This is a genomic window from Pseudomonas sp. DL (assembly GCF_047199225.1).
Classification (GTDB): domain Bacteria; phylum Pseudomonadota; class Gammaproteobacteria; order Pseudomonadales; family Pseudomonadaceae; genus Pseudomonas; species Pseudomonas aeruginosa.
In genome coordinates this window covers 3746598-3770219 of record NZ_CP178323.1, presented here as the reverse complement: position 1 = coordinate 3770219, position 23622 = coordinate 3746598, and the positions used below count along the sequence as shown (strand labels likewise).

23 protein-coding genes are annotated in these 23622 nt (G+C 67.2%); 16 read left to right on the top strand and 7 right to left on the bottom strand.

Features of this window, described 5'->3' with window-relative positions:
- From tssH to ACI766_RS17415, 10 genes are all read left to right on the top strand, one after another.
- Entirely contained in the window at positions 1 to 2634 is a 2634-nt protein-coding gene (gene tssH, locus ACI766_RS17460) for a type VI secretion system ATPase TssH (RefSeq protein WP_087823705.1), read from the top strand.
- A gap of 10 nt (positions 2635 to 2644) precedes the next feature.
- On the top strand, positions 2645 to 4156 hold the full coding sequence (locus ACI766_RS17455) for a sigma-54 interaction domain-containing protein (RefSeq protein WP_003087611.1): 1512 nt from the start codon (positions 2645 to 2647) through the stop codon (positions 4154 to 4156).
- 88 nt (positions 4157 to 4244) lie between these two features.
- Positions 4245 to 4385: a hypothetical protein gene (locus ACI766_RS17450; RefSeq protein ID WP_003087614.1), complete on the top strand. Its 141-nt coding sequence runs from the start codon at positions 4245 to 4247 to the stop codon at positions 4383 to 4385.
- 17 nt (positions 4386 to 4402) lie between these two features.
- Entirely contained in the window at positions 4403 to 5596 is a 1194-nt protein-coding gene (tagH, locus tag ACI766_RS17445; protein ID WP_003114611.1) for a type VI secretion system-associated FHA domain protein TagH, read from the top strand.
- A 5-nt stretch (positions 5597 to 5601) separates the two neighbouring features.
- Positions 5602 to 6108: a type VI secretion system lipoprotein TssJ gene (tssJ, locus tag ACI766_RS17440; protein WP_003114612.1), complete on the top strand. Its 507-nt coding sequence runs from the start codon at positions 5602 to 5604 to the stop codon at positions 6106 to 6108.
- A complete protein-coding gene (gene tssK, locus ACI766_RS17435) occupies positions 6105 to 7436 on the top strand; it encodes a type VI secretion system baseplate subunit TssK (RefSeq protein WP_003097790.1) in 1332 nt (443 codons plus the stop codon). The genes tssJ and tssK overlap by 4 nt, the downstream gene beginning before the upstream one ends.
- A 2-nt stretch (positions 7437 to 7438) precedes the next feature.
- The gene (gene icmH / locus ACI766_RS17430) at positions 7439 to 8308 is read left to right on the top strand and encodes a type IVB secretion system protein IcmH/DotU (RefSeq protein ID WP_003087622.1); all 870 of its coding nucleotides are present in this window, start codon (positions 7439 to 7441) and stop codon (positions 8306 to 8308) included.
- 15 nt (positions 8309 to 8323) lie between these two features.
- Positions 8324 to 11851, top strand: a complete 3528-nt coding sequence (tssM, locus tag ACI766_RS17425) for a type VI secretion system membrane subunit TssM (RefSeq protein ID WP_087823707.1) — start codon at positions 8324 to 8326, stop codon at positions 11849 to 11851.
- A complete protein-coding gene (locus ACI766_RS17420) occupies positions 11851 to 12579 on the top strand; it encodes a PP2C family protein-serine/threonine phosphatase (RefSeq protein ID WP_003087627.1) in 729 nt (242 codons plus the stop codon). The genes tssM and ACI766_RS17420 overlap by 1 nt, the downstream gene beginning before the upstream one ends.
- On the top strand, positions 12576 to 13565 hold the full coding sequence (locus ACI766_RS17415; RefSeq protein WP_003097784.1) for a serine/threonine-protein kinase: 990 nt from the start codon (positions 12576 to 12578) through the stop codon (positions 13563 to 13565). Before ACI766_RS17420 ends, ACI766_RS17415 begins: the two co-directional genes overlap by 4 nt.
- A 27-nt stretch (positions 13566 to 13592) precedes the next feature.
- On the opposite strand, the gene ACI766_RS17410 is transcribed toward ACI766_RS17415, so the two are convergent.
- Complete coding sequence (locus ACI766_RS17410; protein WP_003097780.1) at positions 13593 to 13973, bottom strand: VOC family protein; 381 nt, start codon at positions 13971 to 13973, stop codon at positions 13593 to 13595.
- Positions 13974 to 14218: 245 nt separating this feature from the next.
- Between ACI766_RS17410 and ACI766_RS17405 the strand changes: the two genes are divergently transcribed.
- Positions 14219 to 14680, top strand: coding sequence for a bacteriohemerythrin (locus tag ACI766_RS17405; RefSeq protein ID WP_003087637.1), 462 nt, complete (start codon positions 14219 to 14221; stop codon positions 14678 to 14680).
- Positions 14681 to 14744: 64 nt separating this feature from the next.
- Here ACI766_RS17405 and folE read toward each other — a convergent pair whose 3' ends face one another.
- The 4 genes from folE to ACI766_RS17385 all read right to left on the bottom strand — a co-directional run bounded on the left by folE (position 14745) and on the right by ACI766_RS17385 (position 17071).
- Positions 14745 to 15290: a GTP cyclohydrolase I FolE gene (gene folE, locus ACI766_RS17400; RefSeq protein WP_003087639.1), complete on the bottom strand. Its 546-nt coding sequence runs from the start codon at positions 15288 to 15290 to the stop codon at positions 14745 to 14747.
- A gap of 77 nt (positions 15291 to 15367) precedes the next feature.
- Positions 15368 to 15925, bottom strand: a complete 558-nt coding sequence (locus ACI766_RS17395; protein WP_003087642.1) for a Smr/MutS family protein — start codon at positions 15923 to 15925, stop codon at positions 15368 to 15370.
- Between the two features lie 56 nt (positions 15926 to 15981).
- Positions 15982 to 16302 carry a hypothetical protein gene (locus ACI766_RS17390; protein WP_003087644.1) on the bottom strand — a complete coding sequence of 107 codons (321 nt, stop codon included), beginning with the start codon at positions 16300 to 16302 and terminating at the stop codon, positions 15982 to 15984.
- A gap of 172 nt (positions 16303 to 16474) precedes the next feature.
- Complete coding sequence (locus ACI766_RS17385; RefSeq protein ID WP_003103179.1) at positions 16475 to 17071, bottom strand: cysteine hydrolase family protein; 597 nt, start codon at positions 17069 to 17071, stop codon at positions 16475 to 16477.
- A gap of 170 nt (positions 17072 to 17241) precedes the next feature.
- Between ACI766_RS17385 and prmB the strand changes: the two genes are divergently transcribed.
- Positions 17242 to 18156 carry a 50S ribosomal protein L3 N(5)-glutamine methyltransferase gene (prmB, locus tag ACI766_RS17380; protein WP_003087648.1) on the top strand — a complete coding sequence of 305 codons (915 nt, stop codon included), beginning with the start codon at positions 17242 to 17244 and terminating at the stop codon, positions 18154 to 18156.
- Positions 18157 to 18180: 24 nt separating this feature from the next.
- Here prmB and ACI766_RS17375 read toward each other — a convergent pair whose 3' ends face one another.
- Both ACI766_RS17375 and ACI766_RS17370 read right to left on the bottom strand, forming a co-directional pair.
- Positions 18181 to 18960, bottom strand: a complete 780-nt coding sequence (locus ACI766_RS17375; protein WP_016253575.1) for a hypothetical protein — start codon at positions 18958 to 18960, stop codon at positions 18181 to 18183.
- Between the two features lie 77 nt (positions 18961 to 19037).
- Positions 19038 to 20021, bottom strand: a complete 984-nt coding sequence (locus tag ACI766_RS17370) for an alpha/beta hydrolase (protein ID WP_087823709.1) — start codon at positions 20019 to 20021, stop codon at positions 19038 to 19040.
- Positions 20022 to 20128: 107 nt separating this feature from the next.
- Here ACI766_RS17370 and aroC point away from each other — a divergent pair, with 107 nt between their 5' ends.
- The 4 genes from aroC to ACI766_RS17350 are packed head-to-tail and all read left to right on the top strand — an operon-like array spanning position 20129 to position 23571.
- Positions 20129 to 21220, top strand: a complete 1092-nt coding sequence (gene aroC / locus ACI766_RS17365) for a chorismate synthase (protein WP_003087653.1) — start codon at positions 20129 to 20131, stop codon at positions 21218 to 21220.
- 43 nt (positions 21221 to 21263) lie between these two features.
- Complete coding sequence (locus tag ACI766_RS17360) at positions 21264 to 22415, top strand: MFS transporter (RefSeq protein WP_003087654.1); 1152 nt, start codon at positions 21264 to 21266, stop codon at positions 22413 to 22415.
- Positions 22412 to 23029 carry a methylthioribulose 1-phosphate dehydratase gene (locus tag ACI766_RS17355; RefSeq protein WP_023104257.1) on the top strand — a complete coding sequence of 206 codons (618 nt, stop codon included), beginning with the start codon at positions 22412 to 22414 and terminating at the stop codon, positions 23027 to 23029. Before ACI766_RS17360 ends, ACI766_RS17355 begins: the two co-directional genes overlap by 4 nt.
- Positions 23026 to 23571 carry a 1,2-dihydroxy-3-keto-5-methylthiopentene dioxygenase gene (locus ACI766_RS17350; RefSeq protein ID WP_003087656.1) on the top strand — a complete coding sequence of 182 codons (546 nt, stop codon included), beginning with the start codon at positions 23026 to 23028 and terminating at the stop codon, positions 23569 to 23571. The genes ACI766_RS17355 and ACI766_RS17350 overlap by 4 nt, the downstream gene beginning before the upstream one ends.
- The last annotated feature ends 51 nt before the right edge of the window (positions 23572 to 23622 follow it).

The window sequence follows — 23622 nt, the reverse complement described above, 5'->3', positions numbered from 1 at the left end:
ATGAGCATGATCAACGTAGACCTGCAACAACTGATTCAGGCGCTGGATGCCGACACCCGGCGCGACCTCGAAGGCTCGGCCGAGCGCTGCGTAGCCCGTGGCGGCAACAAGGTACTGGTGGAGGACCTGTTGCTGGGCCTGCTGGAGCGTCCCCAGGGACTGCTGGCGCGCGCCCTGCAGGATGCCGCGGTGGACGCCGGCGAACTCAACGCCGCGTTGCAAGCGCGGGGCGAGCACAGCGCCTCGCGCAATCCGGTGTTCGCGCCCGAGCTGGTGCAGTGGCTGCAGGATGCGCTGTTGCTGGCCAACCTCGAACTGGGCCGTAGCCAGATCGACCAGGCGGCATTGATCCTGGCCCTGCTACGCAACCCGTTGCGCTATGCCGGCAGCCGCTACCAGCCGCTGCTGGCGCGGCTCGACATAGAGCGGTTGAAGGATTTCGCGCTCTCGCAGCCGCTGGAGGGCGCGCCCAGCGGCAAGCCGGGCGGCGGCGAGTCCCTGTTGCAGCGTTTCACCCACAACCTTACCCAGCAGGCGCGCGACGGCAAGCTCGATCCGGTGCTCTGTCGCGACGGGGCTATTCGCCAGATGGTCGACATCCTGGCCCGTCGGCGGAAAAACAACCCCATCGTGGTCGGCGAGGCTGGCGTCGGCAAGACCGCCATCGTCGAAGGCCTGGCCTCGCGGATCGCCGCAGGGGAAGTGCCGCCGGCGCTGAGGGACGTCGAGCTGTTGTCCCTCGACATGGGCCTGTTGCAGGCCGGTGCCAGCGTGAAGGGCGAGTTCGAGCGGCGCCTTAAAGGCGTCATCGACGAAGTGAAGGCAGCGCCCAGGCCGACCATCCTGTTCATCGACGAGGCCCATACGCTGATCGGCGCGGGCGGTCAGGCCGGCGGCTCGGATGCCGCCAACCTGCTCAAGCCGGCCCTGGCACGTGGCGAGTTGCGCACCATCGCGGCGACGACCTGGGCCGAATACAAGAAGTATTTCGAGAAGGACCCGGCGCTGGCCCGGCGCTTCCAGCCCGTGCAGTTGCATGAGCCGAGCGTTGCCGAGGCGGTGACGATCCTGCGTGGCCTGGCCCGGGTTTACGAGGAAAGCCACGGTATCTACCTGCGCGACGACGCGGTGGTGGCCGCCGCCGAACTGTCCGCCCGCTACCTGGCGGGTCGCCAGTTGCCGGACAAGGCCGTCGACGTCCTCGACACCGCCTGTGCGCGGGTGCGCATCAGCCTGGCGGCGGCGCCGGAGAATCTCGAGCGCCTGCGCGGCGAGCTGGCCGAAGGCGAGCGCCAGCGCCAGGCCCTGCGCCGCGATGCCGAGGCAGGCCTGCCGATCGACCACGATGCCCTGCAGGCGCTGGAGGAGCGCCTGGCCCAGGTGGAAAGCGAGCGGCACGTACAGGAGGACCAGTGGAGCCGCCAGCGCGAACTCGCCGAGCGCCTGCTCGCCCTGCGCCAGCAATTGGCCAGGGCCCGCGAGGCGAACCGGGAAGAGCAGGGCAGCGAGGCGGACACGGAGGCTTTCCCGGCCGACGAGCATGGCGGTGTCGAAGCCCTGGAAAAGGCCCTTCACGAAACCCGCCAGGCACTCGCCGATGCCCAGGCCCAGGGGCGGCTGGTCAGCTTCGAGGTCTGCCCGCGCCTGGTTGCCGAGGTGATCGGCGCCTGGACCGGCGTACCGGTGGAACAACTGGCGCGGGAACACAACGCCAAGGTGATGGGGTTCGCCGACGACCTGCGGACGCGGATCCGTGGCCAGGAACAGGCGGTCAGCGCCCTGGACCGCGCGATGCGCGCCACCGCGGCCGGGCTGAACAAGCCCGATGCGCCGGTCGGCGTGTTCCTGCTGGTGGGCCCGAGCGGGGTGGGCAAGACCGAGACCGCGCTGGCGCTGGCCGACCTGCTGTATGGCGGAGAGCGTTTCATCACCACTATCAACATGTCCGAGTTCCAGGAGAAGCACACCGTCTCGCGCCTGATCGGCGCGCCGCCCGGCTATGTCGGCTATGGCGAGGGTGGCATGCTCACCGAGGCAGTACGCCAGAAGCCCTATTCGGTGATATTGCTGGACGAGGTGGAGAAGGCCGATCCGGACGTGCTCAACCTGTTCTACCAGATCTTCGACAAGGGCGTGGCCAACGATGGCGAAGGGCGCGAGATCGATTTCCGCAATACCTTGATCCTGATGACCTCCAACCTCGCCAGCGAGCACATCGCCGCGCTTTGCCAGGACGGCGCGCGACCTTCCGCCGAACTCCTGGAGGAAACCATCCGGCCGGCGCTCAGCCGGCATTTCAAGCCGGCGCTGCTGGCGCGCATGCGCGTGGTGCCTTACTACCCGGTGGGCGGCCCGGTACTGCGCGAGCTGATCGAGATCAAGCTGGAACGCCTCGGCGAGCGTCTGGCCCGCCGTCAGCTGGCTTTCGACTACAGCCAGGCGCTGGTGGATCACCTGGCCGAGCGTTGCACCCAGAGCGACAGCGGCGCCCGGTTGATCGACCACCTGCTGGACACGCACCTGCTGCCGCTGGTGGCCGACCGTTTGCTGGAAGCGATGGCGCACGACGAGCGTCTCGAGCGGGTCCATGCGACGCTGGGCGAGCACGGCCGCGTGCTCTGCGAGTTCGCCTGAGGTGGGTGCGATGTTCAGCCGCGTACCGCAACCCCTGGCCTTCGCCGAAGCCCTGCTCGCTCAGTTCGGCGCGCTGTCGCGGGAAACCGACATCGCGGCCCTGCTGGGCGGTTTCGCACGCGCAGTCGGCGAACTCAGCGGCTGCGAGCTGAGCCAGTTGTATCTGCTCGACCAGACCCATACCGCGCTCACCCTCAACGCCGAATGCCGGGACGGCCTGTTGCAGGCGCTGGAGCCGTCGAGCCTGCCGGCGGACTACACCGGCGAGCAGTTGCTGCAGTTCGCCCTGTGCCAGAACCGCGTGGTCAGTCTCGTCGACCTGCCGTCGCGGCTGCACGAGACCGGCTTCCTGCCGGCAGGGGAGCAGCCCTGGCTGTCCCTGCTCTGCGTTCCGCTGGTGAGCCCGGAGAAAACGGTCGAGGGCATGGTGGTCTGCGCTACCCGGCGCCCACTGGACCTGCAGGGATTCGCCCATCCACTGGGCCAGCTGGGCTCGTTCGTGCTGGCCCAGCTGCATCTGCTGCAACGCCTCTCGCAACCCTCCGGCGAGCCGCAGGGACCGTCCAGCGCACCGGTGGTCAGCGGCTACGGGCTGATCGGCAGGAGCGCGGCGATGCGTGAGACCTGCCGCCTGATCAGCAAGGTCCTGCACAACCCCTATACCGTGTTGCTGCAGGGCGAGACCGGCACCGGCAAGGAGGTGGTCGCACGGGCGATCCACGAGTACGGCCCGCGGCGTGCACAGGCATTCGTGGTGCAGAACTGCGCGGCGTTTCCGGAAAACCTGCTGGAAAGCGAGCTGTTCGGCTACCGCAAGGGCGCCTTTACCGGTGCCGAGCGCGATCGTCCCGGGTTGTTCGATGCCGCGGATGGCGGAACCCTGTTGCTCGACGAAATCGGCGACATGCCCCTGTCGCTCCAGGCCAAGCTGTTGCGCGTGTTGCAGGAAGGCGAGATTCGCCCGCTCGGCGGCAACGACACGCACAAGGTCGATGTACGCATCATCGCCGCTACCCACCGTGACCTCGCCCTGCTGGTACGCGATGGCAAGTTCCGCGAAGACCTCTACTACCGGCTGGCGCAGTTTCCCATCGAGTTGCCGCCGTTGCGCCAGCGCGAGGGCGACGCCCTCGAACTGGCCCGGCATTTCGCCGAGCGCGCCTGCGTGTTCCTGCGCCGCGCGCCGCTGGGCTGGTCCGCGGAAGCGCTGGAACTGCTCGACGGCTATGGCTTTCCCGGCAACGTTCGGGAGCTGAAGGGACTGGTGGAATGCGCGGTACTGCTCTGCGAAGGCGAGGTGCTGCTGGCCGAACACTTTTCCCTGCGCGCGCCCCCGGAAGCGGAGGCGCCGCTCAAGCTGCGCGAGCATCTGGAGCAGATCGAACGGGACCTGCTGCTCGCCTGCCTGCGCAGGAACGCTGGCAACCAGACCCTCGCCGCGCGCGAACTGGGTCTGCCGCGACGAACCCTGATCTATCGCATGGGACGCCTGAACATTCATTTCGGCGATCCCCGGACCTGAAGCCCATGATCGAGATTTCCTTCCAACCAGCCCAGCCGGGCGCGCGCCTGGAGCGCGGCGTCCGCGTCCCTTCCATGGAGACTCCCTGATGCCTGTTCGTCACTGGCCCGCCGTGCTTCTGGCCCTGGCCGTCCTCTGCGGCCTCGCCGGTTGCAGCGGCAACTACAAATTCAACGACGGCGACTATCGCCCGCTTGGCGATCCGCAGGCGGTCAATCGCGGCAAGTGACCGCAAGGAGCGATCTCATGGAACTGGTATTGGAAATGCTCAGCGCCAAGCAATTCGTACCGACGGAGCTATGCAGCAAGACCTTCGGCAGGAACGGCGGCCTCATCGGCCGCGGCGGTGAGTGCGATTGGGCGATTCCCGATCGCAAGCGGCACCTGTCCAAGCAGCATGCGCGGGTCAGCTATCGCAACGGCGCGTTCTACCTGACCGACACCAGCAGCAACGGCATCCGCGCCGGCAACGGCAGCCGCCTGCCGCATGGCGAGCCGCAGCGCATCGAGCAGGACAGCGTCTTCCTGCTCGGCGACTTCGAGATCCGCGCGCGGTTGCTGCGCGAGCCCGACGAGCTCGCCATGGACGTCGGGCGGCCGCAGCCGGCGGGCAGCATCATTCCGGACGATGCCTTCCTGGCCCTCGATCCGTTGCAGGCGCTCGACCAGGACGGTGCAGATGCCTACGAACTCGACGACCTGAGCGCGATCGCCCAGCCCAGTCATGAGGCCGGGGCGCGTGCGGACTACGCGCGGATCGACATGGAAAGCCTGGTCGTACCGGAGCTGGTGCCCGCCCCGGCGGCTCCGCAGGAACCCGTGGAAAGTCCGCCTCCGGAACGCGACGAAGCCTTCTGGCAGCGTTTCGGCCAGGCGCTCGGAGTGGACCTCGAAGGCCTCGACGGCGCTGCGCGCGAAGCGCTGGCGATCGACGCCGCCGGTTTGCTGCGGCAGTGCATCGGCGGCTTGCAGCAGAGCCTGCGGACCCGCAGCGAACTGAAGAACGAACTGCGCCTGTCGCTGAGCACATTGCGCGATACCGGCAAGAATCCCTTGCGCTTCAGCGCCGATGCCGGCGAGGCGCTGGGTCATCTGCTACGGGATGGCAAGCCTGGCCAGTTGAGTGGCGAACAGGCCGTCGCACGCAGTTTCCGCGACCTCCAGGCGCACCAGGTGGCGCTGCTCGGCGCCAGCCGGGCGGCGGTGCGCGCGACCCTCGAGCATTTCTCGCCACAGCAGCTGGCCCTGCGTTTCGAGCGCGACGGTCGCCGGCCGTTGCTGGCCACCTCGGGCAGCCGCTGGCGTGCCTATGGTCGCTACCACCAGTCGCTATGCCAGGACGACGATTGGAGCGAGCGTCTGTTGGCGCGTGATTTCGCCCAGGCCTACGAAGAGCAGGTTCGCCTGATTTCCACCCTCTACACCGAGCACCAAGGATGATCGCCATGTCTCGTCGCCCGATCCCGCCAGCCAGGGCGCTGGCCATGCTCGCCGTCCTGGCGCTGCTGGCCGGCTGTTCCACGCTGTCGCCGTATTCCAGACTGACCAAGCTCGACCTCGCCCTGAGCGCCGGCGAGCGGGTCAATCCCGACCTCAATGGCCGGCCGTCGCCGGTGGTAGTGCGGCTGTTCGAGCTGAAACACCCGGTGGCGTTCGAGAACGCCGACTTCTTCAGCCTCTACGAACGTCCCAAGGAGACCCTGGACCCCGACCTGGTGACCAGCGAGGAGCTGGAGCTGCGTCCCGGCGAGCGGGTCGAACTCAAGCTCAGCGTGGAGGAGGGGAGCCGCTACGTGGGCGTGCTCGCCGCCTACCGCGATCTCGGCGAGGCAAGCTGGCGCTACGTGGTGCCGGTCACGGCGAAAGAGCTGACCCGGGTAGAGCTGAAGCTGGGCCAGAAGGGCATCCTGAATGCCGGCGAATTGCTCGGCAAGGCGGGTGACGCGCGATGAACGTGCACAAGATCGTCTGGCAGGAAGGCATGCTGCTGCGCCCGCAGCACCTGCAACACAACGACCGCTACTACGACAACCAGATGAAGGCCCGGACCCAGTTGCTGGGCAGCTACAACTGGGGCTTCCTCGCCCTGGAGCTGGACCGCCAGTTCCTCAACATGGGCAAGCTGGTGATCAGCCAGGCCTCCGGCGTATTGCCCGACGGCAGCCTGTTCGAACTCGGCGGCAACACCGAGCCGCTCGCCCTCGACGTGCCGCCCAATACCTCGAACGTGCCGATCTACCTGGCCCTGCCGCTGGTCACCGGCAACCACATCGAGGCGCGCCGGCCGGAGCAGGCCGAGGTCCTGGCGCGCTATACCGCCTACGACCTGGAGGTGGCGGACTCCAACGCCGGCGAGGATTCCATGGTGCAGGTCAGCTGCGCGCGGCCGGATTTTCGCCTGCTGCTCGGCGAGCAGCAGAGCGACCAGGCCTACGTCAAACTGAAGGTGGCGGTGGTGCTGGATACCACGCCGGACGGGGTGATCAGCCTCGACCCCGACTTCGTGCCGAGCTACCTCCACGCCCACGCATCCGCCTACCTGCTGTCCTGCCTGAAGGAGGTGATCAGCATGCTCGGCCATCGCGGCGACACCATCGCCGAGCGTATCCGGTCCAATGGCAAGGTCGGCGGCGCGGAGGTCGGCGATTTCATGATGCTGCAACTGATCAATCGCACCGAGTTGCTGCTGCGCCACTACCTGGGATTGGAGCAGGTGCATCCGGAGCAGTTGTACCGGGTGCTGCTGACCATGCTCGGCGACCTCGCCACCTTCGGCAGCGAGAGCAAGCGTCCGCGCCTGGACAGCCGTTACCAGCACAGCGACCAGGGCGCCAGCTTCCGCAGGTTGATGGAGGCGATCCGCCAGGTCCTGTCGATGGTGCTCGAGCAGCATGCCATCGAACTGCCTCTCCAGGCCCGCCAGTACGGCATCCTGGTCTCGCCCCTGCACGACCACAAGCTGCTCGGCAGCGCCTCGTTCGTGCTCGCCGCCAGTGCCAATTGCGAGTCGGAGGAACTGCGCCAGCGGCTGCCCGCGCATCTCAAGGTGGGTGCGGTCGAGCACATTCGCCAACTGGTCAACCTGCACCTGCCGGGGATCCGGGTCAAGCCGCTGCCGGTGGCGCCGCGGCAGATCCCGTTCCACTCCAACAAGACCTATTTCATTCTCGAACCCAACGCCGAGGACATGGCCCAGCTGGAGCGCTCCGGCGGTTTCGCGTTCCACGTATCCGGCGAGTTCTCCGAGCTTGAACTGAAATTCTGGGCCATCAGGAACTGAACATGATCAAGGAAAGGGAATACCACGAGGACGAGAAGACCGTCCTCCTCGATCACCAGGGACAGGTACCGGCCCAGGGGCCGCTGACCGATTTCGCCGAACCGCCGCGCTTCGAGCAGCTCGAGGAGCGGATGATCTACGCGGCGCGCCTGCGTCCGGGCGAGGCCTTCAACGTCAGCCTGAACCCGCTGGTGGCGGCGGCTTCCGAACTGCTTTCGGAAGTGGTCCGGCTCAAGCACAGCACCGTGCTGGAGAACCTTGCGGCGCTCAAGGAGCGGTTGACCTCCGCCATGAAGCTCTTCGAATTCCGCGCCGTGCAGGATGGCGTGGAAAACAGCCAGGTCATGGCGGCGCGCTACGTGCTGTGCACGGTGGTCGACGAGGCGGTGGTGACCACCCCGTGGGGCAACGAAAGCGAATGGTCGAAGATCAGCCTGCTGAGCAGCTTCCATAACGAGACCTTCGGCGGCGAGAAGTTCTTCCAGTTGCTCGACCGGCTGTCGAAGAACCCGGTCAAGCACCTGCCGATGCTGGAGCTGATGTACCTCTGCCTGGCCCTCGGCTTCGAGGGCAAGTACCGGGTTATGGCTCGCGGCGTGCTCGACCTGGACGGTATTTCCGATGCGCTCTACCGGCAGATCCGCCAGTTGCGCGGCGACGTGCCGCGCGAACTGTCGCCGCACTGGCAGGGGCTCAGCGACCAGCGTCGCGGCCTGGTGCGGATCGTGCCCTGGTGGATGGTGGCGCTGTTCACCCTGGTCTGCCTGGTGGTGATGTATTCGGGATTCGCCTGGGTTCTCGGCGAACAACGCGACACGGTGCTGCAGCCTTACCAGTCGCTCGATGCGGCGGCAGGACAGCCCGGTTCGTAAACACAGGGACGCGAAATGAAAAACTTCTTCAAGAAAGTCGGCGCCTTCCTGCGCAAGACGTGGGTCTGGACGCTGTTGCTGGTACTCCTGGCGGCATTGCTGGTGTGGTTCGTCGGGCCGCTGCTGGCGGTCGCCGACTACAAGTTCTGGGAAAGCCCGACCTCGCGGTTGCTGAGCATCAGCCTGATGTTCCTGGTCTGGGGGCTGGCGATGGTCTTCGTCAGCTGGCGCGCGGGAGTGCGGCGCAAGGCCGTCGAGGACAGCGACGAGGGCCAGGAGCGCCTGCGCCGCGACGGTCTGATCGAAGACGAACAGAAGGAATTGCGCAGCCGCTTCAAGGACGCCTTGCGCACCCTGAAGACCTCCAGCCTGTACCGCGGCCGCAGCGAGCGCTGGCGCAACGAGCTGCCCTGGTACCTGCTGATCGGCCCGCAGGGAAGCGGCAAGACCAGCCTGCTGGACTTTTCCGGACTGGAATTCCCGATCAACCGGATCGACCGCAAGCTGACCCGCGACACCGCCGGCACGCGCTACTGCGACTGGTACTTCGCCGACCACGGCGTCCTGATCGACACCGCCGGGCGCTACCTGACCCAAGCCGACGGCGAGGTCGACGGGGGCGCCTGGGCGACCCTGCTCGGCCTGTTGCGCAAGCGCCGCCGCGCACGGCCGCTGAATGGCGTGATGGTGTCGATTCCGGTAGAAACGTTGCTCAGTGACGACGAGATGGCGCTGGATACGCTGGCTCGCCAGGTGCGTGCGCGCCTGCAGGAAATCCAGCAGACCCTGCACCTCGATCTGCCGGTCTACCTGGTGCTGAGCAAGGCCGACCAGTTGCTCGGCTTCGACGAGTTCTTCGACCAGTTGAGCCGCGAGGAGAGCGACCAGGTTCTGGGCACCAGCTTCGGCAAGGAGCAGAACGGCACAGATGTGACGGTCCTGCGCCAGGCGTTCGAGGACCTTCTGCGACGCCTGAACAGCCAGGTGATCATGCGCATCCACCAGGAGCGCGATACCCTGCGTCGCGGTCGCATCCTCGACTTCCCGCACCAGCTTGGCCAGATCGGCGAGCGGTTGTGCCTGTTCGTCGAACTCGCCTTCACCGGCAACCGCTACCAGCGCGCCAGCCGCCTGCGCGGCTTCTACCTGACCAGCGCGCCGCACCTGGCCCAGCAGCTGGACGAGGACACCGCCGGCATCGGCGCCAACCTGGGGATCGCCAGCGGCCTGCTGCCGACCCTGCGCAACGGGCGCTCGCGCTTCATCCATCACCTGCTGAGCCAGGTGATCTTCCCCGAGGCCAACCTGGCAGGTCTCGATCGCCGCGAACGCACGCGCATCCACTGGGGCCAGCGAGCCCTGTACGTCGGTTCGCTGGCGCTCCTTCTGCTATTCGGCCTGCTCTGGGCTGGCGGTTTCTCGGCCAACCACGAGCGCCTGGAGCGGGTCCGCGAGCTGGCGCAGCAATGGGCCCAGCAGCGCCAGGCGCTTGGCGAGCGCGAAGACGCCATGGCGGCGCTGAAGACGCTGGATAGCAGCTATGCGGCGACCACCGTGTTTCCGCCCAAAGGGGAAGTCTCGCTGCACGAGCGCGCCGGGCTGTACCAGGGCAACGAGGTCAACCCGCCGCTGGCCGCGGCCTATCGCCGCGAGCTGGAGACGCAACTGCTGCCGCGCGTGGCACGGATGCTCGAAGCGCAGATCCGCGGCAACATGCAGAATCGCGAACGCCTGCTCAACAGCCTGCGGGCCTACCTGATGCTGAATCTGCGCGAGCGCCGCGAGAGCGGATGGCTCAAGGACTGGGTGGCTACCGACTGGTCGCAGCGCTATGCCGGCAACGGCACCGTGCAGAATGGCCTGAACACGCATTTCGCCCGTCTGCTCGAGCAACCGTTCAGCTATCCGCTGAACGAGACCCTGGTGGCCCAGGCACGCCAGGTGCTGCGCAGCGAGTCCCTGGCCAACGTGGTCTACCGGGTGCTGCGCGAACAGGCGCGAAGCCTGCCCGAGTATCGCTTCGGCCAGCACCTGGGGCCGCAGGCCGGTCTGTTCGTCGGCACCGACTACGTGATCCCGGGCTTCTACACCCAGCAGGGCTACCAGCAGTACTTCGTGGTCCAGGGCGCCAGCCTGGTCAACGACATCCTTCGCGACAACTGGGTCCTGGGCGAGGGCAGCGGGATCAGTGACATGGACCTGCGGCGCCTGATGGTCGAACTCGAGCAGCTGTATTTCCGCGACTACGCGAACTTCTGGAGCGAGGCGGTCGGACGCCTGGGCCTGCTGCCGTTCAACGATGCCGGCGAGGGCGCCGACCAGGTTTCCGGGCTGCTCGCCGCCAACTCGCCGATCCTCCAGTTGTTGCTGGAGGTCCGTGAGAACACCCGTTTCCCGGTCCTGGCGGAGAGCGCCGAGGCGCTGGCAGAGGCCAGCGACAAGGCCGCGGAAAAGGGCGGCAAGCTGGGCAAGGCGGCCGCCGCGGCGGCCGGCAAGGCCAGGGACGCGTTGGCGAAGAACCTGCCGGATACCGCGAAGAAGTCCCTGCAACGCCGCTTCGAGCCCCTGCATCGCCTGCTCGACGATAACAACGGCCCGGCGGCCGACCTCACCCCGCTGTTGCAGGCGCTCAACGAGTTGCAGTTGCAACTCGCCGGACTGGCGCGCGCCAGCCAGCCGGAGCAGGCGGCTTTCGACATGGCGAAGAACCGCATGGGCGGCCAGCGCGATGCCCTGAGCAACCTGCGCAACGCCTCCGCGCGACTGCCGCGACCGCTCGGCGGATGGTTCAGCGTGCTGGCCGAAGACGCCTGGCGGCTGGTCCTCGGCGATGCCTACCTGTACCTCAACCAGCGCTACCAGAGCGAGCTGTACGGTTTCTACAGCAAGGCGATCAACAAGCGCTACCCGTTCAACGCGCACAGCGCCAGCGATGTCGCGGTCAGCGATTTCCGCGAGTTCTTCAAGGCGCAGGGCGTCGCCGAACGCTTCTTCGAAACCTACATGCGGCCCTTCGTCAGCGGCGACCCGGGCAGTTACCGCCTGCGCAGCGTGGACGGTTACAGCCTGCCGATGTCCAAGGTCTATCTCGACCAGATGGGCACGGCCCAGGTGATCCGCCAGAGCTTCTTCGCCGAGAACCCGGCCGAGCCACAGGTGCGCTTCCGCCTGGAGCCCTATACCCTCGATCCTGGCGTCAGCCGCGCCGAGTTCCGTTTCGACGGTCAGTCCATGGAGTACCGCCACGGCCCGATCGTGCCGATGTCGTTCAAGTGGCCCAGCGACGCCGACGGCGGCCGCACCAGCCTGGTGCTGGAGAAGATGGCCGGACGACCGGTGGGAATCGAACGCAATACCGGGCCCTGGTCGCTGTTCAGGCTGTTCGACCTGATGCAGACCGAGTACCTCAGCGGGCGTGACGTGATGGTGCTCAAGGCCGACCTGGGCGGCCTGCGCGCCAACTACCTGCTGCTCGCCCAGCGCACGCCGAATCCGTTCGATCTCGCGGTCCTGCGCAGCTTCCGCATGCCGGTGCAGCTCTGATGCAACGCACCGAGCCCTGGCGCAGCGCGGCGCGCACGGATCGCGGCAAGGTCCGCGCGCGCAACGAGGATGCCTTCCTGGACTGCCCGGATCGCGGGCTCTGGGCGGTCGCCGATGGCATGGGCGGGCACCAGGCCGGCGACCTGGCCAGCCGGATGATCGTCACCAGCCTGGCGGAACTGCCGGCCCGGGCGGGATTCGACGAGCGCCTGAACGCGATGCGCCAGTGCCTGCACTGGCTCAACCGGCGCCTGGGCGAGGAACTCACCCTCAGCGCCGAACGCGGCGACAGGATCATCGGCAGTACGGTGGTGGCGCTGGTCGTGGAGGGGTCGCGGGCGGCCTGCGTGTGGGTCGGCGACAGCCGCTGCTACCTGTGGCGCGGCCAGCGGCTGTACCAGCTGTCCCGCGACCACTCGCTGTTGCAGCGACTGGTCGACGAACGGCGGATGGATATCGAGCAGGCCCGCGCCTATCCCTCGGCGCGCGCGCTGACCCGTGCCGTCGGCGCCAGCGAACAACTGGTGCTGGACGTGTTGGAACTGGAGGTGCATCCCGGGGATGTCTTCCTGCTCTGCAGCGACGGGCTCTACGAAGAGCTGAGCGCCGATGCGCTGGGTCGCGCGTTGAGCCTGGCATCGCCGCAGGTGGCGGTGGAGCGGCTGTTCGACGGTGCCCTGAGCGGCGCCGCACGGGACAACCTGACGGCCGTGGTGATCCGCCAATGAACGAACCGCTGTCGTCGCTGGAGCTGCTGCCGGAGGAGGAGGGCGGCGCGAACCTGACCTATTTCGCCTTCGCCGCCCCGACCGCCTCGGCGCCGGACCTGCCGGCGGTGTTGCCCGGTCCGCTGCCGGACGTTCTTTCCGGGCGCTACCGTCTGGAGCGGATGCTCGGCGCCGGCGGCATGGGGACGGTCTACCGTGCCCGGGACCTGCTCCATGAGCAGTTCGGCGACCCGGCGCCGCTGGTAGCGCTGAAGCTGCTCAACGAGTCGGTCGCCGAGTCACCCGACGCCAGCGCCTTGCTCTATAGCGAGTTCGCCCTGACCCGGCGCTTGCGCCATCCGAACGTCGTGCGTCTGTTCACCTTCGACGTCGACACCGCATGCCAGCGCGCCTACATCGTCATGGAACTCATGCCTGGCCTGCCGCTCGACCGCCTGCTCTGCGAGCGTCCCGAAGGCCTGCCCTGGTCCGAGCTGAGCGCGATCGCCCGGCCGTTGCTGGATGTTCTGGCCTACGTCCACGAACAAGGAGTACTGCATGGCGACCTGAAGCCGAGCAACGTGATGCTCGGCGAAGAGGGCGTGCGGCTCTTCGACTTCGGCCTCGGCCAGGCGCAGGCAGGCATCCTGGATGGCCTGCCGCAGCTCAGCCGGGGCCGCATCGACGCCTGGACTCCGGGCTACGCCGCTCCCGAACTGCTCGAGGGCGCGCCATTGTCGCCGGCGGCCGACCTGTATGCGCTGGCCTGCGTCCTCTACGAACTGGCCGACGGTCGCCATCCGTTCCGCCGCCTGCCCTCGAACCAGGCCCGGGAGCAGGGGCTGGAGCGCCAGCTGCGCGCGCCCGGACACCTGCCTCGGCGCTGCTGGCCGGCGCTGCGTACCGCCCTGAGCCTCGACCCCGAACGGCGCTGCATCGGCGTCCGCGAATTGCAGGAAGCGCTGGGCGCGCGGCGTTCCTGGCTGGCCGGCGTTCTTGCCCGTTGAGCCGGCGGCGCTCGGTTTGCAGGACCTCTACGGCCGCTCTCCGCAAGCGCTCTGCAGGGCGATACGATTGCCTTCGCTGTCCCTGATCTCGGCGATGAACACGCCGTCGCCAAGCGGCGTCTTCGGGAAGAGGATTTCGCTGCCTTCGCCGAGGGCCCGGGCAATGACGGCATCCAGGTCCGCGACATTCAGGTAGATGATCGCCCCATGTAGCGTAGGCACGTAGACGTCGCCCTCGGCGAGTGCGCCGCTGGCACCGTCACGGCCTTCCTCGAAGGGGAAATGCGCCATTCTGCTTCCGTGCAGGGTGGCTACCTCGCCGAACGCCACTCCGAACACCGAGGCGTAGAAACGCATCGCCCTCCCCAGGTCGGACACCGGTATTTCCACGTGCGCGATCAGGTTCATTTCCTTCCTGTCCTGTCGGGACCACTGGTGACGCCGCTTTCCGGCGACGATGGCGGATGTTCAGCCGCGCGAAACCGAGCGGATCGAGCGGGCATGCCGCCGCGAGGGGGGCGAATGAATTCATGCGAAATTCATTAACATCTTGTCCCGCTTGACCGGCGTCAATACCCGTACTGCGTCACAAAAATACCCTGGCCCCAGGCCGTTCGGAAAGGCCGTTCGCTGTTCGCTTGGGGGAAGTCATCATGGCGCATCTGGTCTGGCAGGATGACCTGAATACCGGTATTCAGGTCATCGACAATCAACACAAACGCATCGTCGAGATGATCAATCACCTGCACGACGCCCAGCAAGGCAAGGAACACGCGGCGATCGCCGAGGTGATCGAGGAGCTGGTGGACTACACGCTGTCGCACTTCGCCTTCGAGGAAACCCTGATGGAGGATGCCGGCTACCAGTTTTCCCGGGCGCACAAGAAGATCCACGAGCTGTTCATCCGCCGGGTCTCCGAATACCGGGTGCGCTTCCAGGCCGGCGAGGATGTCGGCGATGAACTCAAGGGCTTGCTCTCGCGCTGGCTGTTCAACCACATCCGCAACGACGACGCCGGATATGTGGATGCGGTACGCCACAGCATGTCCGAACTGGTCAAGGACAAGAGCGAGGGCGGTTGGTTGTCGCGCTCGATGAAGCGCTTCTTCGGCTGATCGCCGGGGAAGGAAACGCAAAACCGGCCCAGTGGGGCCGGTTCTTTCGCCAGCGGACCTGGCCTCAGCGGATCAGGCTGAGGAATTCGCTGCGGGTGGCGGCGTTGTCGCGGAATTCGCCGAGCATCACCGAAGTGACCATGGACGAGTTCTGCTTTTCCACGCCGCGCATCATCATGCACATGTGCTGGGCCTGGATCACCACCGCGACGCCGAGGGCGCCGGTGACCTGCTGGACCGCCTCGGCGATCTGCCGGCTCATGTTCTCCTGGATCTGCAGGCGGCGGGCGTACATGTCGACGATCCGCGCGACCTTCGACAGGCCGAGCACCTTGCCGTTCGGGATATAGGCCACGTGGGCCTTGCCGATGAAGGGCAGCAGGTGGTGCTCGCAGAGCGAGTACAGCTCGATGTCCTTGACCAATACCATTTCGCTGTTGTCGGAGCTGAACAGGGCACCGTTGACGACTTCTTCCAGGCTCTGTTGGTAGCCGCGGCACAGGTACTTCATGGCCTTGGCGGCACGCTTGGGCGTGTCCAGCAGACCTTCGCGGTTAACGTCCTCGCCGAGCTGGGTGAGGATCGAGGAGTAGTGTTGTTCCAGGGACATGGGCGTTCCAGTCAGACGATTACCAGCGCGGAGGGTAGGACGTCGCCGGGCCGCTGGCAAGACTCGGCGCTTGCCGGCTACTCGTCGCGGCCTTCGAGCATGGTCCTGCGCAGCATCACGTAGACCGAGCCGGTGCCGCCGTGGCGTGGCAGGCAGGAGGTGAAACCGAGCACCTGCGGGTGCTGGCGCAACCAGGTATTGACGTGGCTTTTCACCAGCGGGCTGCGTCCGTCCTTGCGCGCGGCCTTGCCATGGGTCACGCGCACGCAGCGGATTTCCAGGCGGGTGGCCTCGGCAAGGAAGTCCCATAGCGTCTGCCGGGCCTTCTCCACGCTCATGCCGTGCAGGTCGAGGCTACCGTCGAAGGGCACCAGGCCCTGCTTGAGCTTGCGCAACTGGCTTTCCTGGACGCCGTCGCGGGCCCAGGACAGCTCGTCCTCGGGGCCGACGTCGATGACGAACTGGTCGGACAGGCCATCGACGCGGATTTCGTCGTTGCGCACGCTGGCATTGAGCTGGCGCTGCTTGAGTTGCTGGCGGTCGTTGCGAGGTTTGCCGGTATCGGCTCGATCGACCGAGATGCGCTTGACGCCGCGCATCTCGCTCTTGAACAGGGAAAAGTCGTCGTCTTGCATGGGAGCCTCCGCGAAGCGGCGCAGTTTACCGGATCGGCCGGACGCCGGCAGCCCGCTCAGTCGCGCTTTTTCATCAGGTTCGGCGACAGGCTCAGGTCGCTGTTGCGGCGGCTGCGGCGGCGGCTGAAACGCCAGAAGAACACGCCGAGGCAGAGCGACAGCAGGCCAAGGGCCAGCAAGACGCCGCCAGCGGCGGGTTCGATATGCAGCATGCCGACAGCCGGCTGGCGGCCGATCAAGGCCGAGGTGCCGGCCAGCGACAGCAGCACGCCCAGGCTCGCCACCAGGGCCGCGAACGCCGCCGCCAGGCGCCAGCGCCAGACTCTCGGCCGGCGCGGGCGCAGCCGGCGCGCATCGAAACTATCGGACAACTTCATCCCGACTTCCTCGTGTGTCATCGGGGCTAGGACCGGAACCTTCCGGCCGGGTTCCCGGATTCCCGGGAGCCGTGGGCAAACCGTGCGCCGCTCGTCTTCTCGCCGCAAGCCATGGCCCTGCAGGCAGACTAGTCCTCCGCAGGGCGGGACGGGAGGGCGGCTGGATGGGCGGTCAGAGCAGTTCCCGGGCCTGGGCGACGATCGCCGCGAAGTTGTCGCCGAGGGCGGCGATCTCGGCGCGTTGCAGGTCCGCGGCGCTCAGGACCCCGCCGTTCAGGGTGGGTATGTCGCGGGTGGCGCAGGCGCTATCGGCGAGGGTGCAGCGGTAGCCGTAGTCCTTGGCCGCGCGCACGGTGGTGCTGACGCTGGAATGGGTCATGAAGCCGCAGACGATCAGGTCGAGACGGCCGTGGTTCTGCAGCAGGTCGTGCAGCTCGGTGCCGGAGAAGGCATTGGGCAGGCGTTTCTCCACGACCTTTTCCCCGGCTTCCGGTTGCAGTTCCGGGAGGAACTGGCCGCGCGGCCCTTGCGGATCGAACAGGCCGCCCTGGATACCCAGGTGGCGTACATGCACGATGGGCGTACCGCTGGCGCGGGCCGCCTGCACCAGCACGCCGATCTCCGCGGCGGCGGCGTCGAGGCCTGGCAGGCGCAGGGCGCCGCTGCGGTACTCTTCCTGGGCATCGATGATCAGCAAGGTGCTCTGCCGAAGGGGGGCTGGCGGGTAGCCGCGTCCGCTGATCTGCAAAAGGGTGAGCGGATGAGGCATGTCACTACTCCTGAGAAGGCACATGCCTTTCATTCTGGCCCCTATCGGCGAGCCTGTGAACCTTTGCCGCATGCGCACTAAAGTGGTATGGACTTCCCGCGCTGGAGGCCAGCTCCGGCGCGATCGGCTAGAATGTCGCCCTTTTGTGCGTTGCGAGGAGCAATTCCGTCATGTCCGAGTCCCGTCTGCTCACCCTGCGCGACTACATCCGCTGGGCTGTCAGCCGTTTCCACGCCGCCGGCCTGTTCTTCGGTCACGGCACCGACAATGCCTGGGACGAGGCGCGCCACCTGGTTCTGGGCTCCCTGCACCTTCCCTGGGAAATTTCTGACAGCTACCTGGATTGCCGCCTGGAAGACGATGAACGCGCCGAGTTGGCGGAGATCCTCCGGCGGCGCATCGAGGAACGGATTCCGGCGGCCTACCTGCTGGGCGAAGCCTGGTTCTGCGGGATTCCCTTCAGCGTCGACGAACGCGTGCTGGTGCCGCGCTCGCCTATCGCCGAACTTATCGAACAGCGCTTCGCGCCCTGGCTGCCGGCCGAGCCGGCGCGAATCCTCGACCTCTGCACCGGTTCCGGCTGCATCGGCATCGCCTGCGCCTATGCGTTCGAGCAGGCGGAGGTGGTGCTCGCCGACCTGTCCTTCGATGCGCTGGAGGTGGCCAACGTCAATATCGAGCGCCACGACCTCGGCGAGCGGGTCTACACCGTCCAGGGCGACGGTTTCGCCGGGCTTCCCGGCCAGCGCTTCGACCTGATCGTGTCCAATCCGCCCTACGTGGATGCCGAGGATTTCGCCGACATGCCGGCGGAGTTCCATCATGAGCCTGAACTCGGCCTGGCCTGCGGCGACGACGGCCTGGACCTGGTGCGACGGATGCTCGCCGAGGCGGCCGACCACCTCAGCGAGAAAGGCCTGCTGATCGTCGAGGTGGGCAACAGCGAGGTCCATGTGCAGGCGCTGTATCCGGAAGTGGACTTCACCTGGCTGGAGTTCGAGCACGGCGGCCACGGGGTGTTCATGCTGTCCGCCGCGCAGTGCCGCGAGCACCGGGAACTGTTCCGTTCGCGCTTGGAAAAGTGATCGGAGGCGGCTGGTGCCGCCGGTTCAGTGAGTGGCGATCCAGATCAGCAGGCCGGCCTGGAACACCGCGAAGGTGGTCAGGCAGGCGATGGTGAAGCGCAGGCTGGTGTCGTCGCGGCGGTAGTGGTTGATGCGCTGTTCCAGTTGGCGGATCTCCGCATCCTGGGCCTGCAGGGTCTGCTCGGCCTGTTCCAGCATCGCTGCGGCGTCCAGCAGCGGCACGATCTGCACCTTGTCCTTGTGCCAATCGCTGTGCAGCTCACTGACCCGGCCGGCGCTGTAGCGGGCCTTGAGCAACCGCTGGTCCTCATAGCTGACGTCGAAGCCCTGGGCGCGGATGAAATGGTCGCGGCGCAGGCGTGCGTCTTCGGTCAGGCCATCCTTCAGCGCCAGTGCGCCGCCTTCCACCTTGTAGTGGGCCCAGCGTCGTTGCGCCCAGGCGATCGCCTGGGCCAGCAGGAAGCGGCCCAGCCCGCGGTTCAAGGGTTCCAGGCTGAGCCCGGCGTCCGAACCGAAACGCACTTCCTTGTTGCGATGATCGGCCCAGACCTCCAGCAGGTTCTGCTCCTTGCGCAGCATCAGGCCTGGCACCTGGATGCTCAGGCGCAGCAGGCTCTGGTCCGCGCTGTGCCGTTCGACCCTGCCGAGCTGGACGAAGCGCAGGGGGCGGGCGCCGGTCGCGCGGTCGGTGGGCAGTGGCGCCAGGCGGAGCAGGCGGAAATGCTCCGGGGCCAGTTCGGCCCAGGGGTGCGGCGGTTTCTTCTCGGCTTCTTCTGCGGCCGGTTGGGTATCGCTATCGATCATCGGACATCCTCTGGCCGGCCGCCTTCACGGGCCGGCTTTCAGAACTTGTCGGCGCGGGAAGCGATTTCTGTAGCGGCTCAGCGGCCTTTTTCCGCCTCTGCGCCGCGCAGGATGAAGCGGCTGACCGCCTCGACCAGTTGCCGGGCCAGCGGCAGGTTCGGGTCGTTGTAGGCGGAAAGCTGCTGGAGACCGGTGCTCGGGGCGATCCGCAGGATGTGGTTCATGCCGTCGATGAGCACCAGTTGCGAGTCGGGCTTGGCTCGCTGGAGCGCCTCGGCGTCGGCGACGCCGACCTGGATGTCATTGCGGCCCTGGACGATCAGGGTCGGGATGCGCAGGCGGCCGAACGCGCGGGCCGGGTCTTCGCGGAACAGCGAGATCAGGTACGGCTGCACGCTGGGGCGGAGCAGGTTGGCGAGCGCCGGCGGGATATTGCCGCGGGTCTCGCCGGCCTTCAGCGAAGCCAGCACCGAGTCGGCCTGGCGCAGTTGCGCCGGCGGCAGGCGACCGCGCAGTTGCTCGCGCAGCACCCGGTCGATGGGTTGGCCGCTGCCGGCGATGGCGATCAATTCCTCGGCCGGCGTGCGAGGCGCCGCCAGGCTGGCGATCAGCGCGCCTTCGCTATGGCCGACCAGGATCAGCCGGGAGAAGCGCGGGTCGCGGGCCAGCCGCTCGCTCCAGGCGACCACGTCGTCGACATAGACGCCGACGCTGAGGTCTTCCTCGCGCGGCGCCGCCGCCAGGCTGCGGGCGACTCCCCGCTTGTCGTAGCGCACGCTGGCGATTCCGCGTTCGGCCAGGGCCTCGGCGAGACGCAACAGGTAGCGGTTGTTGCCGCCGAAGGGGTTGTTGCCGTCGCGGTCGGTGGGACCGGAGCCGGCGACCAGCAGGACCACCGGCGGCGGCACGGCGCTGCGCGGCAGCAGCAAGGAGCCGCGCAGCACGCCGTGCCCGGTGTCCAGGTCGTAGGGGCGGTGCAGGATGCTGTTGGGAGCGGCGTGGGCCAGGCTGGCGAGCAGGCAGAACAGGGCGAGGAGGGCGCGCGGCATGGAGGTCTTCATGGGCCGATGATAGCGCTTTGATCGCGTCCTCCGGGGAAGGTTCGCAGGCCCGTCCTTGACGGGTATACTCCGATGTCTTTCCCTCTCGTCCTCACGCGGAGCCTCGCATGTCCGGCAACACCTACGGCAAGCTCTTCACCGTCACCACCGCAGGCGAAAGCCACGGCCCGGCGCTGGTCGCCATCGTCGATGGGTGCCCCCCGGGGCTGGAACTGTCCGCCCGGGACCTGCAACGCGACCTCGACCGGCGCAAGCCCGGCACCAGCCGGCACACCACCCAGCGCCAGGAAGCCGACGAGGTGGAGATTCTTTCCGGGGTGTTCGAGGGCAAGACCACCGGCACGCCGATCGGCCTGCTGATCCGCAACACCGACCAGAAGTCCAAGGACTACTCGGCGATCAAGGACCTGTTCCGCCCGGCCCATGCCGACTACACCTACCACCACAAGTACGGCGTGCGCGACTACCGCGGCGGCGGCCGTTCCTCGGCGCGCGAGACCGCCATGCGCGTGGCCGCCGGGGCTATCGCCAAGAAATACCTGGCGGGCCTGGGCATCCAGGTGCGCGGCTACATGAGCCAGCTCGGGCCGATCGAGATTCCGTTCAGGAGCTGGGACAGCGTCGAGCAGAATGCCTTCTTCAGCCCCGACCCGGACAAGGTGCCGGAGCTGGAGGCCTACATGGACCAATTGCGCCGCGACCAGGATTCGGTCGGGGCGAAGATCACCGTGGTTGCCGAAGGCGTGCCGCCGGGCCTGGGCGAGCCGATCTTCGACCGCCTGGACGCCGAACTGGCGCATGCGCTGATGAGCATCAACGCGGTGAAGGGCGTGGAGATCGGCGCCGGCTTCGCCAGCATCGCCCAGCGCGGCACCGAGCACCGCGACGAACTGACCCCGCAAGGCTTCCTGTCGAACAATGCCGGCGGCATCCTCGGCGGGATCTCCTCCGGCCAGCCGATCGTCGCCCACCTGGCGCTGAAGCCGACCTCCAGCATCACCACTCCCGGGCGCTCGATCGATACCGCCGGCGAGCCGGTGGACATGATCACCAAGGGCCGTCACGACCCGTGCGTCGGCATCCGCGCCACGCCGATCGCCGAGGCGATGATGGCCATCGTCCTGCTCGACCAGTTGCTGCGCCAGCGTGGGCAGAACGCCGACGTGCGCGTCGACACGCCGGTCCTGCCGCAGCTGTGAGGGCTGTGGCAGGCAGCGATGCGGGACGGGTGAACGGCGGATCGTGACCAGCGCGGTTCCCTACTGGCGCCTGTCCAGCTTCTATTTCTTCTATTTCAGCCTGCTCGGCGCCACGGCGCCGTTCCTCGCCCTGTATTTCCATCACCTGGGCTTCCCCAGCCCGCGCATCGGCGAGCTGGTGGCGATTCCCATGCTGATGCGTTGCGTCGCGCCCAACCTGTGGGGCTGGCTGGGCGACCGCAGCGGCCAGCGCCTGGCCATCGTGCGCTTCGGCGCGGTATGCACGGCGCTGGGCTTCTCGCTGATCTTCGTCAGCCACAGCTACGCCTGGCTGGCCTTGGTGATGGCGTTGCACGCGTTCTTCTGGCACGCCGTGCTGCCGCAGTTCGAGGTCATCACCCTGGCCCACCTGCGCGAGCGCAGCGCCAGCTACAGCCGGATTCGCCTGTGGGGCTCGATCGGTTTCATCTGCACCGTGGTCGGTCTCGGCGCGCTGTTCGAGCGCCTGAGCCTGGATGTCTACCCGGCGACGCTGCTGGGTATCATGCTCGGCATCGTGCTGTGCAGCTGGTGGGTGCCCAATGCCCAGCCGGCCCATCGCGAACCGCGCGAAGGCGAGGGCGGCTTCCTCGCCCAGTTGCGCCAGCCGGGCGTGCTGGCGTTCTACCTGTGCGTGTGCCTGATGCAGCTGTCCCATGGGCCGTACTACACCTTCCTGACCCTGCACCTGGAATCGCTGGGCTACAGCCGGGCGCTGATCGGTCTGCTCTGGGCGCTGGGGGTGGTCGCCGAGGTCATGTTGTTCCTCGCCATGCCACGCCTGCTGCAACGCTTCAGCCTGCGCCAGGTGCTGGCCGCGAGCTTCCTGCTGGCGTCGCTGCGCTGGCTGCTTCTCGGCAACCTGGCCGACAGCCTGGCGCTGCTGGTCTTTGCCCAGACGCTGCATGCCGCCACCTTCGGCAGTTTTCATGCGGCTGCCATCCATTTCGTGCAGCGTAGCTTCGGCCCGCGCCAGCAGGGCCAGGGCCAGGCCCTGTATGCTGCGCTGGCCGGTACCGGCGGAGCCCTGGGCGCGCTGTATTCCGGCTATAGCTGGAACAGCCTGGGCCCTGCCTGGACCTTCGCCATCGCCAGCCTGGCAGCCTTGCTGGCAGCCGCTATCATCAGTACCCGTTTGCAAGAGGTGCGGGCATGAACGACAACCGTGAACAGCTGACCCAGCAGATCATCGACGCCGGCCGGTTCCTCTACGGCCGCGGCTGGTCGCCGGCAACCAGCAGCAACTACTCCGCGCGCCTGGACGAACAGCGCGCGCTGCTCACCGTCTCGGGCAAGCACAAGGGCCAGTTGGGCTTCGACGACGTGCTGGCCACCGACCTGGCCGGCAACAGCCTGGAACCGGGCAAGAAACCCTCGGCGGAGACCCTCCTGCACACCCAGCTGTATGCCTGGAACCCGGCGATCGGCGCGGTGCTGCATACCCACTCGGTGAATGCCACCGTGCTTTCCCGCCTGGTTCGCGGCGACCGCCTGGTGCTGCAGGACTACGAACTGCAGAAGGCCTTCGCCGGGGTCACCACCCACGAAGGCCAGGTCGAGGTGCCGATCTTCGACAACGACCAGGACATCGCCCGCCTGGCCAGCCGCGTGCAGCCCTGGCTGGAGGCGCATCCGTACTGCTCGGGGTATTTGATCCGCGGCCACGGGCTGTACACTTGGGGCGCGCGCATGAGCGATGCCCTGCGTCAGGTGGAAGCTTTCGAGTTTCTGTTCGAGTGTGAACTGAAAGTACTGAGTCTGAGCCGATGAGCAGCCTTACCGTCTATCACGAGAACCAGCCGGAGCAGCCGCTGAAGCTGCTGACCCATGCCGAGGACATCGCTTCGACCCTGGCCGAGGTCGGCGTCCGTTTCGAACGCTGGGAAGCCGCCGCGCCCATCGCCGCCGGCGCCAGCCAGGACGAGGTGATCGCCGCCTACGCCCACGAGATCGAGCGGCTCAAGCGCGAGCGCGGCTACATCACCGTGGACGTGGTCAGCCTGAACAGCGACCACCCGCAGAAGGCCGAATTGCGCGCCAAGTTCCTCGACGAGCACCGCCATGGCGAAGATGAGGTGCGCTTCTTCGTCGCCGGGCGCGGCCTGTTCGTCCTGCATATCGAGGAGCATGTCTACGCCGTGCTCTGCGAGCGCAACGACCTGATCTCGGTGCCGGCCGGCACCCGCCATTGGTTCGACATGGGCGAGCACCCGCATTTTGTCGCCGTGCGCCTGTTCAACAACCCGGAGGGCTGGGTCGCCCAGTTCACCGGCGACGACATCGCCAGCCGCTTCCCCCTGCTGGAAGACTGAGCGAGGCACCGTCCCATCCGTCACCATCCGCGCCCCCGGTCCTGCCGGGGG

Coding starts and splice junctions, on each gene's coding strand:
- tssH (WP_087823705.1), top strand. CDS start 1: ATGAGCATGATCAACGTAGACCTGCAACAACTGATTCAGGCGCTGGAT.
- ACI766_RS17455 (WP_003087611.1), top strand. CDS start 2,645: ATGTTCAGCCGCGTACCGCAACCCCTGGCCTTCGCCGAAGCCCTGCTC.
- ACI766_RS17450 (WP_003087614.1), top strand. CDS start 4,245: ATGCCTGTTCGTCACTGGCCCGCCGTGCTTCTGGCCCTGGCCGTCCTC.
- tagH (WP_003114611.1), top strand. CDS start 4,403: ATGGAACTGGTATTGGAAATGCTCAGCGCCAAGCAATTCGTACCGACG.
- tssJ (WP_003114612.1), top strand. CDS start 5,602: ATGTCTCGTCGCCCGATCCCGCCAGCCAGGGCGCTGGCCATGCTCGCC.
- tssK (WP_003097790.1), top strand. CDS start 6,105: ATGAACGTGCACAAGATCGTCTGGCAGGAAGGCATGCTGCTGCGCCCG.
- icmH (WP_003087622.1), top strand. CDS start 7,439: ATGATCAAGGAAAGGGAATACCACGAGGACGAGAAGACCGTCCTCCTC.
- tssM (WP_087823707.1), top strand. CDS start 8,324: ATGAAAAACTTCTTCAAGAAAGTCGGCGCCTTCCTGCGCAAGACGTGG.
- ACI766_RS17420 (WP_003087627.1), top strand. CDS start 11,851: ATGCAACGCACCGAGCCCTGGCGCAGCGCGGCGCGCACGGATCGCGGC.
- ACI766_RS17415 (WP_003097784.1), top strand. CDS start 12,576: ATGAACGAACCGCTGTCGTCGCTGGAGCTGCTGCCGGAGGAGGAGGGC.
- ACI766_RS17410 (WP_003097780.1), bottom strand. CDS start 13,973: ATGAACCTGATCGCGCACGTGGAAATACCGGTGTCCGACCTGGGGAGG.
- ACI766_RS17405 (WP_003087637.1), top strand. CDS start 14,219: ATGGCGCATCTGGTCTGGCAGGATGACCTGAATACCGGTATTCAGGTC.
- folE (WP_003087639.1), bottom strand. CDS start 15,290: ATGTCCCTGGAACAACACTACTCCTCGATCCTCACCCAGCTCGGCGAG.
- ACI766_RS17395 (WP_003087642.1), bottom strand. CDS start 15,925: ATGCAAGACGACGACTTTTCCCTGTTCAAGAGCGAGATGCGCGGCGTC.
- ACI766_RS17390 (WP_003087644.1), bottom strand. CDS start 16,302: ATGAAGTTGTCCGATAGTTTCGATGCGCGCCGGCTGCGCCCGCGCCGG.
- ACI766_RS17385 (WP_003103179.1), bottom strand. CDS start 17,071: ATGCCTCATCCGCTCACCCTTTTGCAGATCAGCGGACGCGGCTACCCG.
- prmB (WP_003087648.1), top strand. CDS start 17,242: ATGTCCGAGTCCCGTCTGCTCACCCTGCGCGACTACATCCGCTGGGCT.
- ACI766_RS17375 (WP_016253575.1), bottom strand. CDS start 18,960: ATGATCGATAGCGATACCCAACCGGCCGCAGAAGAAGCCGAGAAGAAA.
- ACI766_RS17370 (WP_087823709.1), bottom strand. CDS start 20,021: ATGAAGACCTCCATGCCGCGCGCCCTCCTCGCCCTGTTCTGCCTGCTC.
- aroC (WP_003087653.1), top strand. CDS start 20,129: ATGTCCGGCAACACCTACGGCAAGCTCTTCACCGTCACCACCGCAGGC.
- ACI766_RS17355 (WP_023104257.1), top strand. CDS start 22,412: ATGAACGACAACCGTGAACAGCTGACCCAGCAGATCATCGACGCCGGC.
- ACI766_RS17350 (WP_003087656.1), top strand. CDS start 23,026: ATGAGCAGCCTTACCGTCTATCACGAGAACCAGCCGGAGCAGCCGCTG.